The organism is Pseudomonas sp. YNh (assembly GCF_037993085.1).
Classification (GTDB): domain Bacteria; phylum Pseudomonadota; class Gammaproteobacteria; order Pseudomonadales; family Pseudomonadaceae; genus Aquipseudomonas; species Aquipseudomonas putida.
This window is the reverse complement of record NZ_JBBMRJ010000013.1, coordinates 48,291-62,164: the sequence shown is the minus strand read 5'-3', so window position 1 is coordinate 62,164 and position 13,874 is coordinate 48,291. Positions and strand designations below refer to the sequence as shown.

Annotated in this window: 12 protein-coding genes; all 12 read left to right on the top strand. The window is 64.4% G+C overall.

The features are described 5' to 3' along the window. Positions 1-81: 81 nt before the first annotated feature. The 12 genes from WF331_RS15305 (at position 82) to WF331_RS15250 (ending at position 13,782) form a co-directional block, all read left to right on the top strand. Positions 82-765: a tellurite resistance TerB family protein gene (locus WF331_RS15305; RefSeq protein ID WP_016501211.1), complete on the top strand. Its 684-nt coding sequence runs from the start codon at positions 82-84 to the stop codon at positions 763-765. A gap of 247 nt (positions 766-1,012) precedes the next feature. Beyond that, a complete protein-coding gene (locus tag WF331_RS15300; RefSeq protein WP_016501210.1) occupies positions 1,013-2,635 on the top strand; it encodes a methyl-accepting chemotaxis protein in 1,623 nt (540 codons plus the stop codon). Between the two features lie 5 nt (positions 2,636-2,640). Next, the gene (locus WF331_RS15295; protein WP_016501209.1) at positions 2,641-3,147 is read left to right on the top strand and encodes a chemotaxis protein CheW; all 507 of its coding nucleotides are present in this window, start codon (positions 2,641-2,643) and stop codon (positions 3,145-3,147) included. Further along, on the top strand, positions 3,144-4,418 hold the full coding sequence (locus WF331_RS15290) for a CheR family methyltransferase (protein WP_016501208.1): 1,275 nt from the start codon (positions 3,144-3,146) through the stop codon (positions 4,416-4,418). Before WF331_RS15295 ends, WF331_RS15290 begins: the two co-directional genes overlap by 4 nt. After that, positions 4,415-5,080 (top strand): chemotaxis protein CheW, encoded by a 666-nt coding sequence (locus WF331_RS15285; protein WP_016501207.1) that lies wholly within the window; start codon positions 4,415-4,417, stop codon positions 5,078-5,080. Before WF331_RS15290 ends, WF331_RS15285 begins: the two co-directional genes overlap by 4 nt. After that, positions 5,077-7,374: a hybrid sensor histidine kinase/response regulator gene (locus WF331_RS15280; protein ID WP_016501206.1), complete on the top strand. Its 2,298-nt coding sequence runs from the start codon at positions 5,077-5,079 to the stop codon at positions 7,372-7,374. Before WF331_RS15285 ends, WF331_RS15280 begins: the two co-directional genes overlap by 4 nt. Next, on the top strand, positions 7,371-8,384 hold the full coding sequence (gene wspF / locus WF331_RS15275; RefSeq protein WP_016501205.1) for a Wsp signal transduction system protein-glutamate methylesterase WspF: 1,014 nt from the start codon (positions 7,371-7,373) through the stop codon (positions 8,382-8,384). Before WF331_RS15280 ends, wspF begins: the two co-directional genes overlap by 4 nt. Positions 8,385-8,435: 51 nt before the next feature. After that, a complete protein-coding gene (gene wspR / locus WF331_RS15270; RefSeq protein WP_016501204.1) occupies positions 8,436-9,440 on the top strand; it encodes a Wsp signal transduction system regulator diguanylate cyclase WspR in 1,005 nt (334 codons plus the stop codon). Between the two features lie 179 nt (positions 9,441-9,619). Then, positions 9,620-10,715 (top strand): peptide chain release factor 2 gene (gene prfB, locus WF331_RS15265; RefSeq protein ID WP_114942480.1). Its coding sequence is split into 2 segments (ribosomal slippage): positions 9,620-9,691 and positions 9,693-10,715, totalling 1,095 coding nucleotides; the frame shifts between segments, so codons are not numbered across the junction. A gap of 71 nt (positions 10,716-10,786) precedes the next feature. Further along, positions 10,787-12,289, top strand: a complete 1,503-nt coding sequence (gene lysS, locus WF331_RS15260) for a lysine--tRNA ligase (RefSeq protein WP_016501201.1) — start codon at positions 10,787-10,789, stop codon at positions 12,287-12,289. Between the two features lie 210 nt (positions 12,290-12,499). Further along, positions 12,500-13,204, top strand: coding sequence for a TetR/AcrR family transcriptional regulator (locus WF331_RS15255; protein WP_041167855.1), 705 nt, complete (start codon positions 12,500-12,502; stop codon positions 13,202-13,204). A gap of 29 nt (positions 13,205-13,233) precedes the next feature. After that, a complete protein-coding gene (locus tag WF331_RS15250; protein ID WP_016485172.1) occupies positions 13,234-13,782 on the top strand; it encodes a hypothetical protein in 549 nt (182 codons plus the stop codon). The last annotated feature ends 92 nt before the right edge of the window (positions 13,783-13,874 follow it).

Sequence of the window (13,874 nt, the reverse complement as noted above, 5' to 3'; positions counted from 1 at the left end):
ATCCGGAAGCAAATCCGCGATGGCGTGCGTTCTGCCAAGCCTTACTCTGGCGGTTGAATCTTCTTGCGTGGAGACACATGAATGAACACTCGGGGCTTGCTTGATCAACTCCTCAAATCCGGCCAGCAGATGCTCGAAAAACAGGGGGGCGCCAACAAGTCCGGCAGCGCTGGCGGTGGGCTTGGCGGGCTGTTGTCCGGTGCCGGTGGCGGCCTGTTGGGTGGGGGCGCCCTGGGCCTGCTGCTCGGTAGCAAGAAAGCCCGCAAGTACGGCGGCAAGGCCCTGACCTACGGCGGCCTGGCTGCGCTGGGTGTGCTGGCCTACAAAGCCTACGGCAACTGGCAGGCCAATCAGCAGGGGGCCGCAGCCGAACCGCAAACCGTCGACCGCCTGCCGCCTGCCCAGGTCGAGCAGCACAGCCAGGCGGTGCTGCGGGCACTGGTAGCGGCGGCCAAGTCCGATGGCCATATCGACGAGCGCGAACGGGCGCTGATCGAGGGCGAATTTACCCGCCTGGACAGCGACCGTGAACTGCAGCACTGGCTGCATGCCGAGCTGAACAAACCGCTTGACCCGGCCGAAGTGGCCCGCGCCGCGCAAACACCAGAAATGGCCGCCGAGATGTACCTGGCCAGCGTGATGATGGTCGACCAGGAAAACTTCATGGAGCGTGCCTACCTGGACGAACTGGCCCGCCAGCTGCGTTTGGACCCAGCCCTGCGCCGAGAGCTGGAAAGCCAGGTACGGATAGCCGCAGACCAGTGATTGAGCGCAGTGGGGCCGCTGTGCGGCCCTTCGCGGGCACGCCCGCTCCCAAGGGTCAGCGCAACCTTCAGTCTTTTGGTGAAACCTGTGGGAGCGGGCGTGCCCGCGAAGGGCTGCAAGCAGCCCCAGTGGCATGTCCATCAGCAGGGATGCCTGTTTACCCCTCACTTCACCCGAAAATGTGTAAGGCCTCTGGGCTATACTTCAGCGATTTTTCCCGCTCGTTGAGAATTCCTGAGGGCTGAATGTGAAGAACTGGACCTTGCGCCAACGGATCCTGGCAAGTTTCGCCGTGATCATCGCCATCATGCTGCTGATGATCGTGGCCGCCTACTCGCGGTTGGTGGCCATCGAAACCGCCGAGGAGGCAGTGGGGACCGACAGCATTCCCGGGGTCTACTACAGCTCGATGATCCGCAGCGCCTGGGTCGACAGCTACGTCACCAGCCAGCAACTGGTGGGCCTGTCCAACCACCGTGAAATCACTTCGGCCGACATGGAGCTGTTCAAAAGCTTCGAAGACAGGCTGAAACAGCACATGGCCAGCTACCAGGCCACCATCCAGGACAAAGACGACCAGACCCGCTTCGAGAGCTTCGTGCAACTGGAGGAGAACTACCTCAGGATCGTCAATCAGGTGCTGGATGCGTACCGCCAGCGCAACTACGCCGAAGCCGAACGGCTGATCATGGAGGTGCTGACGCCGGCCTGGGTGGAAGGGCGCAAGCACCTGAATGAAGTGATCGAATTCAATCGGGCGTCTGCCGATTCCGCGACCAGCGAGATCGTCAGCGCCGTCAGCACGGCCAAAGGCAGCATGGTGGTTTCGCTGCTGCTGGCAATTGTCGCGGCCGCCATTTGTGGCCTGCTGCTGATGCGTGCCATCACCGCCCCCATGCAGCGTATCGTGCATGCCCTCGACAGGCTGCGCTCCGGCGACCTGAGCATGCGCCTGAGCCTGGACCGCAAGGACGAGTTCGGCGCCATCGAAAGTGGCTTCAACGAAATGGCCGAGGCGCTGGCCAACCTGGTGGCCCAGGCCCAGCGTTCGTCGGTGCAGGTCACCACGTCGGTGACCGAGATCGCCGCCACGTCCAAGCAACAGCAGGCCACCGCCACCGAAACCGCCGCCACCACCACGGAAATCGGCGCCACCTCACGGGAAATTGCCGCCACCTCGCGTGATCTGGTGCGCACCATGACCGAAGTCACCTCCGCCGCTGATCAGGCTTCCAGCCTCGCCGGCTCTGGCCAGCAGGGGCTGGCGCGGATGGAAGAGACCATGCACCAGGTGATGGGCGCTGCGGATCTGGTCAACGCCAAACTCGGCATCCTCAACGAAAAGGCCAGCAACATCACCCAGATGGTGGTGACCATCGTCAAGGTTGCCGACCAGACCAACCTGCTGTCGCTCAACGCCGCCATCGAAGCGGAAAAGGCCGGTGAGTACGGGCGTGGCTTTGCCGTGGTAGCCACCGAAGTGCGCCGCCTGGCTGACCAGACCGCCGTGGCCACCTACGACATCGAGCAGATGGTGCGTGAAATCCAGTCGGCGGTGTCTGCCGGGGTCATGGGCATGGACAAGTTTTCCGAAGAAGTGCGCCGCGGCATGTTCGAGGTGCAGCAGGTGGGCGAGCAGCTCAGCCAGATCATTCACCAGGTGCAGGCCCTGGCGCCGCGTGTGCTGATGGTCAACGAAGGCATGCAGGCCCAGGCCACCGGTGCCGAGCAGATCAACCAGGCGCTGGCGCAGCTCAGCGATGCCAGTACCCAGACCGTCGAGTCGCTGCGACAGGCCAGCTTTGCCATCGATGAATTGAGCCAGGTGGCCGCCGGCCTGCGTGGCGGCGTGTCGCGTTTCAAAGTCTGAACGCGATGAACGACTTGCCACCGCACGCCGCATCCGCGCACAACGCCAAGGGCGCGTTGTACCTGCAGTTTCGCCTCAGGGAACAGCGCTTTGCCCTGAGCGTGCACGAGGTGATCGAGGTGCTGCCGCGCCAGCCGCTCAAGCCGATTGCCCAGGCACCTGCCTGGGTCGCGGGCATCCTCGCCCATCGTGGCCATCTGGTTCCTGTGATCGACCTTGCCGCGCTGAGTTTCGGTCAGCCGGCGGCGCAGCGCACCAGTACGCGACTGGTGCTGGTGCATTATCGTGGCAGCCTGCAACTCGGCCTGATCCTGGAGCAGGCCACCGAGACCCTGCGTTGCCACCCGGACGAGTTCCAGCCTTATGGCGTGGACAGCGGCGAAGCCCCGTATCTGGGCCCGGTACGCCAGGATGAGCAGGGCCTGCTGCAGCGCATCGAAGTCAACGATCTGCTGCCTGATGCCGTGCACCACCTGCTGTACAGGGATGAGCCGACAGGGATGCCGACATGAACGAACAGCGTTTCTTCCGCTTCTTGCGCGAGCGCATCGGCCTGGACGTTGAGTCGGTAGGTGCGCCCATGGTCGAGCGCGCGCTGCGTCAGCGTTGCGTGGCCGTGGGCGCCGTCGACCTGGACCATTACTGGCTGCGCCTGCAGCAGTCGGCGGATGAGCAACAGGCGTTGATCGAGGCGGTGATCGTCCCGGAAACCTGGTTTTTCCGTTACCCGGAGTCTTTTACCGCCCTGGCCAGCCTGGCACACAAGCGCCTGGCCGAACTGGCCGGGGCCCGCCCACTGCGCCTGCTCAGCCTGCCATGCTCGACCGGCGAGGAACCCTATTCGCTGGCCATGGCCTTGCTCGACGCGGGCATTGCGCCTGGGACGTTTCTGATCGATGGCATGGATATCAGCCCCAGCTCGGTGACCAAGGCCGGGCAGGCCGTGTATGGGCGCAATGCGTTTCGCGGCAGCGACCTGGGCTTTCGCGAGCGCTACTTCGATGCCCTCGATGAAGGCCACCGCCTGCACGGTCGGGTGCAGCAGCAAGTCAGCCTGCAGGTGGGCAATGTGCTCGACCCCGCGCTGGCCAGCCGCGACGGCCTGTACGACTTCGTGTTCTGTCGCAACCTGTTGATCTATTTTGACGTGCCGACCCAGCAGCGTGTATTCGAGGTGCTCAAGCGCCTGCTGCATCCGCAGGGTGTGCTGTTCATCGGCCCGGCCGAAGGCAGCTTGCTGGCGCGGCTGGGCATGCGCCCGCTAGGGATCGCCCAGTCGTTTGCCTATGTGCGCCAGGAGGGTGGCAATGCCCCGTTGGCAGTGCCACCCGTGCAACCCGCGCGGCGCACCCTACCGCCGCTGGCCACGGCGAGTTATCCGCCACCCGGCGCGCCGCTGCCGCGCCCGCTGCGTGTATTGCCGATGGCGCCCAAGCCAGCGCCGGCCCGCGAGCATGCGCGTGAGGGCGCGAGCGAGCTGCTGGCCAGCATCGCCCGGCTTGCCAACGCTGGCGCCAGCGAGCAGGCGCGTGCCGAATGCCAGCGCTACCTGGGCCAGTTCGCGCCGTCGGCGCAGGTGTACTACTGGCTGGGGCTGCTCAGTGATACCGAAGGCGATGCGCAGCAGGCGCTGACCCATTATCGCAAAGCCCTGTACCTGGAGCCGCAGCACCCCGAGGCGCTGGTACACCTGGCGGCCTTGTTGGCGTCCCAAGGTGACCTGGCCGGTGCCCGGCGCCTGCAGGACCGCGCTGCACGGGTTGGCAGGGAGCCTGAACGATGAAGGGTGAAATGGCGATGCAGCTGCTGGCCGAAGATGACGCGCACATCGACGACTGCTGGAACCGCATTGGCGTGCACGGCGACAAGCAGTGCCCGCTGCTGGAGCGGCATGTCCACTGCCGAAACTGCGACGTGTATGCGGCTTCGGCCACCCGGCTGCTTGACCGCTACGCGCTGATGCAGGACCACCAGGCTGCCCCGGCGCAGCCAGTGGAGGAAAACACCGGCCGCTCCATGCTGCTGTTCCGCCTGGGCGAAGAGTGGCTGGCGCTGGCCACCGCCAGCCTGGCCGAGATCGCCCCGATGCAGGCCGTGCATTCGCTGCCGCATCAGCGCTCGCGGCTGCTGCAGGGGGTTGCCAATGTGCGCGGTGCGTTGGTGCCGTGCCTGTCACTGGCTGACTTGCTGGGTGTGCAGGCCGACACCGCCGAGCAACGCAGCGGTCGGGCCATGCCACGCATGCTGATTCTGGCGGCCGAGGGAGGGCCGGTAGTGATGGCCGTTGAGGAAATCGACGGTATTCACCGGCTAGACCCACTGCTGCTGGGCAGCGGCCAGGACGCCACGCGCTTTACCGCCGCAGTCCTGCAGTGGCGCGGCCGCAGCGTGCGGGTGCTGGACGATCAACACTTACTGTCTGCCGTGCAGCGGAGCCTGTCATGACCCCAGAGCAAATGCGCGACGCATCGTTGCTCGAACTGTTCAGCCTGGAGGCAGAGGCGCAGACCCAGGTCCTCAGCGCCGGCCTGATGGCGCTGGAACGCAACCCTACCCAGGCTGACCAGCTTGAGGCTTGCATGCGCGCCGCCCACTCGCTGAAGGGCGCGGCGCGCATCGTTGGGGTGGATGCCGGCGTCAGCGTCGCCCACGTCATGGAAGACTGCCTGGTGGCGGCACAGGAGGGCCGCTTGCGCCTGAGTGCCGAGCACATCGACGCGCTGTTGCAAGGCACCGACCTGCTGATGCGTATCGCCACACCGGGCGACGTCGGGGCGCAGGCGACCCTGCCCGTCTTCCTGGCGCAAATGGCCAGCCTGCTCGACCCAGGGGCTGTGGCCATGCCTGCCGTGCCGCCGCCAGTGCCCGTGCTGCCAGACTTGCCGCTGGCAACCTTGCCAGCCGAGCCTGTGGCGTTGCCACTTGATGCTTTGGAGTCCGACCCCGAACCTGCCCCGCGCCGCAAGGCCGGCAAACGCGGCGGCGAAGGTGCCGAGCGGGTGCTGCGGGTCACCGCCGACCGCCTCAACAGCCTGCTCGACCTGTCCAGCAAGTCGCTGGTGGAAACCCAGCGGCTCAAACCTTACCTGGCCACCTTGCAGCGGCTCAAGCGCATGCATGGCCAGGGTATGCAGGCGCTTGATGGCCTGCGCATGCAGTTGGAGGACAGTGGCCAGGGCAGCGAGGTGCTCGAAGCCCTGGCACAAACCCAGCGTCTGCTGGCCGAAACCCAGCAGATCCTGCAGCAGCAGGCCGCCGATCTGGACGAATTCGGCTGGCAGGCCAGCCAGCGTGCACAGTTGTTGTACGACACCGCGCTGGCCTGCCGAATGCGGCCGTTCGCCGATGTGCTGACCGGCCAGAGCCGTATGGTCCGAGACCTTGGCCGCTCGCTCGGCAAACCGGTACAGCTGGCGGTAGAGGGGGAAAAGACCCAGGTCGACCGCGATGTGCTGGAAAAGCTTGAAGCACCGTTGACCCACCTGCTGCGCAACGCGGTTGACCACGGCATCGAGCTGCCGGAGCGTCGCCTGCTGGCGGGCAAGCCAGAGGAAGGCGTGATTCGCCTGCGCGCCTCGCACCAGGCCGGCATGCTCAGCCTGGAACTGATCGACGATGGTGCCGGCATCGACCTGGAGCGCTTGCGCAGCAGCATCGTCGAGCGCGCCCTGTCGCCTGCCGACACGGTGGCGCGGATGAGTGATGCAGAACTGCTGACGTTCCTTTTCCTGCCCGGCTTTAGCCTGCGCGACAAGGTCACCGAGGTATCTGGGCGCGGCGTGGGGCTGGATGCGGTGCAACACATGATCCGCGAGCTACGCGGCTCCATCGAGCTGACCCAGGTGGCGGGTCAGGGCTGTCGCTTCCATCTGCAGGTGCCATTGACCCTGTCGGTGGTGCGCAGCCTGGTGATCGAGGTGGGTGGCGAGGCCTATGCCTTCCCGCTTGCCCACATCGAACGCACGCTGGAAGTGACCACCGAGCAGATCGTGCAGATCGAAGGGCGTCAGCATTTCTGGCACGAAGGCCGGCTTATCGGCCTGGTGGCGGCCAGCCAGTTGTTGAACCGGCCTGCCGGCCAGGCGCAAGACGGCAGCCTGCGGGTGGTGGTGATCCGTGAGCGCGAGCAACTGTACGGCGTGGCCGTGGAGCGGCTGATAGGTGAGCGGGTACTGGTGGTGATGCCGCTCGACCCACGGCTGGGCAAGGTGCAGGACATTTCTTCCGGCGCCTTGCTCGATGACGGCTCGGTGGTGTTGATCGTCGATGTCGAAGACCTGCTGCGTTCGGTGGAGAAACTGCTCAGTACCGGCAGCCTGGAGCGCGTCGAACGCGGGAGCAGCGGCGCCCGTGGTGTGGTGCGCAAGCGCATCCTGGTGGTCGACGATTCGCTGACCGTGCGCGAGCTGCAACGCAAGCTGCTGGGCAACCGTGGCTACGATGTGGCGGTGGCGGTAGATGGCATGGACGGCTGGAACGCCCTGCGCAGCGAGGACTTCGACCTGCTGATCACTGACATCGATATGCCGCGAATGGACGGCATCGAGCTGGTGACCCTGGTACGCCGCGATCAGCGCCTGCAGTCGCTGCCGGTGATGGTGGTGTCCTACAAGGACCGTGAGGAAGACCGACGGCGTGGCCTGGATGCAGGCGCCGACTACTATTTGGCAAAGGCCAGTTTCCACGACGATGCGTTGCTGGATGCTGTGGTGGAGCTGATCGGAGGTGCTCAGGGATGAAGATCGCCATCGTCAATGACATGCCTATGGCCGTCGAGGCGCTGCGTCGGGCGGTCGCCCTGGAGCCTGCGCACCAGGTGGTGTGGGTGGCCAGCAATGGCGCCGAGGCGGTGCAGCGTTGCGCCGAGCAACTGCCGGACCTGATCCTGATGGATCTGATCATGCCGGTCATGGACGGCGTGGAGGCCACGCGGCGGATCATGGCCGAAACCCCCTGCGCCATCGTCATCGTCACGGTCGACCGCAAGCAGAACGTGCACCGGGTGTTCGAAGCCATGGGCCATGGCGCCCTCGACGTGGTCGACACCCCGGCACTGGGCGCTGGCGATGCCCGCGAAGCGGCGGCGCCACTGCTGCGCAAAATCCTCAATATCGGCTGGCTGGTCGGCCAGCAGCGCACGCCAGCGGCAAGGCCGGTGGCTACACCGCTGCGTGAGGCCTCGCAGCGTCGCGGGCTGGTGGCGATCGGTTCGTCGGCGGGTGGCCCGGCAGCCCTCGAAGTGCTGCTCAAGGGCTTGCCTGCTGCGTTTCCGGCGGCCATCGTGCTGGTCCAGCATGTGGACCAGGTGTTTGCTGCCGGCATGGCGGAGTGGCTCAGCAGCGCAGCCGGCCTGCCGGTGCGTCTGGCCCGTGAAGGCGAGCCGCCGCAGCCGGGCCAGGTATTGCTGGCCGGCACCAACCACCATATTCGCCTGCTACAAAATGGCCAACTGGCCTACACTGCCGAACCTGTCAATGAAATCTACCGGCCCTCGATCGATGTGTTCTTCGAGAGCGTGGCACGTTACTGGAATGGCGATGCGGTGGGCGTGCTGCTCACCGGCATGGGGCGCGACGGCGCCCAGGGCCTGAAGCTGATGCGTCAGCAGGGGTTTCTGACCATTGCCCAGGACCAGGCCAGCAGCGCAGTGTACGGCATGCCCAAGGCCGCCGCGGCAATCGATGCCGCAGTGGAAATTCGCCCGCTGGAACGCATCGCCGGGCGCTTGATGGACTTTTTCGCAAAATGACGAAATGTATTGAATCACGCCGCCAGAACGGCAGTGATCGGGTGAACAGGTATGAATGACTTACCGATCGAAGGTTTTGCCACCACCAACGAAAACTCTGCGATGGTGCTGCTGGTCGACGACCAGGCCATGATCGGCGAGGCGGTGCGGCGTGGTCTGGCCAATGAAGACAACATCGACTTCCACTTCTGTGCCGACCCGCACCAGGCGGTGGTCCAGGCCATGCGCATCAAGCCCACGGTCATCCTCCAGGACCTGATCATGCCTGGCCTGGACGGCTTGACCCTGGTACGCGAATACCGCAACAACCCGGCCACCCAGGACATCCCGATCATCGTACTGTCGACCAAGGAGGACCCGCTGGTCAAAAGCGCGGCGTTTGCCGCCGGGGCCAACGATTACCTGGTCAAGCTGCCGGACACCATCGAACTGGTAGCGCGCATTCGCTACCATTCGCGCTCCTACCTTACCCTGCTGCAACGCGACGAGGCTTACCGCGCCCTGCGCGTCAGCCAGCAGCAGTTGCTCGACTCCAACCTGATGCTGCAGCGGCTGATGAACTCCGATGGCCTGACCGGGCTGTCCAACCGCCGCCACTTCGACGAGTACCTGGAGCTGGAATGGCGGCGCGCCATGCGTGAACAGCAGCAGTTGTCGTTGCTGATGATCGATGTGGACTATTTCAAGGCCTACAACGACAGCTTCGGCCACCTGGCCGGCGACGAGGCCTTGCGCCAGGTGGCCGAGGCGATTCGTGGCTCATGCTCGCGGCCGACCGACCTGCCGGCCCGCTATGGCGGCGAGGAGTTTGCCCTGGTGCTGCCCAACACCTCGCCAGGCGGGGCACGCCTGGTGGCTGAAAAGCTGCGTCAGACCGTTTTCGGCCTTGGCATCCCGCACAGCGCCCCGGTGGCCGACTCGCACCTGACCGTGAGCATCGGCCTGGCCACCCATACCCCGGCCGTGGGCAGCCACTGCCGGCAACTGATTTCGGCGGCGGACAAAGGCTTGTACCAGGCCAAGAACAGCGGGCGTAACCAAGTCGGCATCGCCTGAGAAACGGTGCACGGCCCCTTTTAGGAGCGGCCTAGTGTCGCGATGGGCTGCGCAAGGCCGCTCTTGCAAGGGCGGTGATACGTTCTGCGAATGTGACCGCCCGGCGGGTCTGCCGCCGTGCCGCGGACTCGGTTATACTCGCGGGCTTTTCACCGAATTCGTACGAGAGCCGCGCGCCCATGGAAATCCAACCGATTCTGAACACCATCAAGGACCTCACCGAGCGTTCCCAGTCCATTCGGGGGTATCTTTGACTACGATCACAAGCATGACCGCCTGATCGAAGTCAATCGCGAGCTGGAAGACCCAAACGTCTGGAACAAGCCCGAATACGCCCAGGAACTGGGCCGCGAGCTCGCTGCCCTGAAGCAGATCGTCGAAACCCTGGATGAACTGTCCGGTGGCCTGAACGACTGCCGCGACTTGCTGGACATGGCCGTCGAAGAAAAAGACGAAGCCGCTGTCGAGGACGTGACCGCCGAGCTGCAGCGCCTGGAAGAAGCCCTGGCGAAGCTTGAGTTCCGCCGCATGTTCAGCGGCGAGATGGACATGAACAACGCCTACCTGGACATCCAGGCAGGTTCCGGCGGCACCGAAGCCCAGGACTGGGCCAACATTCTGTTGCGCATGTACCTGCGCTGGGCCGACAAGCGCGGTTTCGACGCCACCATCATCGAGCTTTCCGAAGGTGAAGTCGCCGGCATCAAAGGCGCTACCGTGCACATCAAGGGCGAGTACGCCTTTGGCTGGCTGCGCACCGAGATCGGCGTGCACCGCCTGGTGCGCAAGAGCCCGTTCGACTCCGGCGCCCGTCGTCACACCTCGTTCTCGGCGGTATTCGTGTCGCCCGAGATCGACGACAAGGTCGAGATCGACATCAACCCGTCCGACCTGCGTATCGACACCTACCGCTCCTCGGGCGCCGGTGGTCAGCACGTGAACACCACCGACTCCGCGGTACGTATCACCCACGTGCCGACCAACACCGTGGTGGCTTGCCAGAACGAACGCTCCCAGCACGCCAACAAGGACACCGCCATGAAAATGCTGCGGGCCAAGTTGTACGAGCTGGAAATGCAGAAGCGCAACGCCGCTTCGCAAGCGCTGGAAGACAGCAAGTCGGACATCGGCTGGGGTCACCAGATCCGCTCGTACGTGCTCGACGCGTCGCGGATCAAGGACCTGCGTACCAACGTTGAACGCAGCGACTGCAACAAGGTGCTCGACGGTGATATCGACGAATACCTGGAAGCCAGCCTGAAACAGGGCCTGTAAGCTTCACTCCTGCTGAAAGACCCTCGCCTGCGGGCGAGGGCAATGAATTCCCTGATGGAAGATGTGACGACATGAGCGACCTCAAGACCGACTCGCAAGACCTGCAACAGGAAGAAAATGCCCTGATCGCCCTGCGCAAGGAAAAACTTGCCGCCGAGCGCGCCAAAGGCAACGCCTTCCCCAACGACTTCCGTCGCGACAGCTACTGCAACGACCTGCAGAAACAGTACGCGGACAAGACCAAGGAAGAGCTGGAAGCAGCCGCGATTCCGGTCAAGGTTGCCGGCCGTATCATGCTCAACCGTGGCTCGTTCATGGTTATCCAGGACATGACCGGTCGCATCCAGGTCTACGTCAACCGCAAGACCCTGTCGGAAGAAACCCTGGCCGCAGTCAAGACCTGGGACCTGGGCGACATCATCAGCGCCGAAGGCACCCTGGCACGTTCCGGCAAGGGTGACCTGTACGTCGAAATGACCAACGTGCGCCTGCTGACCAAGTCGCTGCGCCCGCTGCCCGACAAGCACCACGGCCTGACCGACACCGAACAGCGCTACCGCCAGCGTTACGTCGACCTGATGGTCAACGAAGAAACCCGCCACACCTTCCGTGTGCGTTCGCAGGTGATCTCGCACATTCGCAAGTTCCTCACCGAGCGTGACTTCCTCGAAGTCGAGACGCCGATGCTGCAAACCATCCCGGGCGGCGCGGCGGCCAAGCCGTTCGAAACCCACCACAACGCCCTGGACATGGCCATGTTCCTGCGTATCGCGCCGGAGCTGTACCTCAAGCGCCTGGTGGTGGGTGGCTTTGAGAAAGTGTTCGAGATCAACCGCAACTTCCGTAACGAAGGTGTTTCGACGCGTCATAACCCCGAATTCACCATGCTCGAGTTTTACCAGGCCTACGCCGACTACAACGACAACATGGACCTCACCGAGGAACTGTTCCGCGAGCTGGCGCAGTTGGTACTGGGCAGCACCGACGTGCCTTACGGCGACAAGGTGTTCCACTTCGGCGAGCCGTTCGTGCGCCTGTCGGTGTTCGACTCGATCCTCAAGTACAACCCGGAACTGACCGCTGCCGACCTGCAGGACGTTGACCGCGCCCGCGACATCGCCAAGAAGGCCGGTGCCAAGGTGCTGGGCCACGAAGGCCTGGGCAAGCTGCAGGTGATGATTTTCGAAGAGCTGGTCGAGCACAAGCTGGAGCAGCCTCACTTCATCACCGAGTACCCGTTCGAAGTGTCGCCGCTGGCTCGTCGCAACGACGACAACCCGGCCGTTACCGACCGCTTCGAGCTGTTCATCGGTGGCCGCGAAATCGCCAACGCCTACTCCGAGCTCAACGATGCCGAAGACCAGGCCGAGCGCTTCCTGGCCCAGGTGGCCGAGAAGGACGCTGGTGACGACGAAGCCATGCACTACGACGCCGACTTCGTGCGTGCGCTGGAGTACGGCATGCCGCCGACCGCCGGTGAAGGCATCGGCATCGACCGCCTGGTCATGTTGCTGACCAACTCGCCGTCGATCCGCGACGTGATCCTGTTCCCGCACATGCGTCCACAGGCCTGAGTGAATTGAACAAGCCGCCTTTCGAGGCGGCTTTTTCTTGCCTGAAGCTTTATGTTGTCTGTACTGGCTCCATCGCTGGCAAGCCAGCTCCCACAGGTGCTGCATAGGTCCTGACTATGGTGCGGGCCCGTGGGAGCTGGCTTGCCGGCGATGAGGCCAGTGCAGGCCGCAGATGACTTGAACCGTGAGGTATGCCCTGTGACACCCGCCATGCCTGATCAAGGCGCCGCCGGCATCGCTACCGCCGTCGCCGAAAACGTGCAATACCAAGGTCGCAAGACTGCCCGCCAAGGCAGCGAACAGCGCCGCCAGCTGATCCTCGACGCCGCCATGCGTATCGTCGTGCGCGATGGCGTGCGCGGTGTGCGCCACCGTGCGGTGGCCGCCGAGGCCGCTGTGCCGCTGTCGGCCACCACCTACTACTTCAAGGACATCGAGGACCTGCTCACCGATACCTTCGCCCAGTATGTCGAGCGTAGTGCCGCCTACATGGCCAAGCTGTGGGCCAACACCGAAGTGGTACTGCGCCAGTTGCTGGCCCAGGGTGACGGCAGCCCGGCGGCACGGGCGCGGCTGGCTGACGAAGTGGCGCGCATGACTGCCGACTATGTTCAGCGGCAACTGCTGAACCGCCGCGACTTCCTGATGGCCGAACAGGCCTTCCGCCAAGAGGCGCTGCTGTGCCCACGCCTGGCTGAGCTGGTGCGTGCCCACGAGCAGATCCTGCTGCACGGCACCCGTCAATTGCTGCAGGTGGTGGGGTCGCGACAACCAGAACAGGACGCCCAGATGTTGACGGCGATTATCGAGCAGATGGAATATCAGGGCCTGCTCAAGGATGCGAACGCGCAAGCCGATGGGCAGATGCTCGCTATGCTTACCCGATACCTGCAGCTGGTGCTGGCATCGGCCTGAGCCGAGACCGATTTTTCAAGGAGAACCTGATGAAAGCCTGGCGTGTGGTGTTGTTGACTCTGTCATTCCTGCTGCTGGGCGGTTGTCTGGTGACCTTCCATGAGCCCTTGCCCAGCAACCAGGCGGCGCCCAAGGCGCTGCTCGGCAAGTGGAGCAGCAAGGACGCCTGGGGCGAGCCGTTGAAGCTGACCATCAGCCGCAGCGGCGGCGGTGCCTACAAGGCGGTGGCCACGGCCAAGGGCAAGGCCCCCGAGGAATACGTGTTCACCGTGTCGCGCCACGGCAACCGCTGGTACCTGTCGGCCGGCGTGCCCAAACGCCTGGGAGGCAACTTCCTGATCGGCGGTTTCGACATCGTCGAGGGCAAGGAGCTGGTGGTCTACAACCTGGATGTCGAGCAGGTGCAGCAGGCGGTGGACAAGAAGGAACTGACCGGGCGCAGCACCGAGGTGCCTGAAGACAACGGCGACGGCGTGCTGATCGATAGCCCCTCGGCGCGGGTGCTGGCGTACCTGGACGACCCGGCCAACTCCGACCTGTTCGTCGAAGTGGCGCGGTTCCAGCGGACTGGCAAGTAGTTACCTGTGCCGGCCTCTTCGCGGCTAAAGCCGCTCCCACAGGTACTGCACCAGGCTTGAGACCTGTGCGGTCCCTGTGGGAGCGGCTTTAG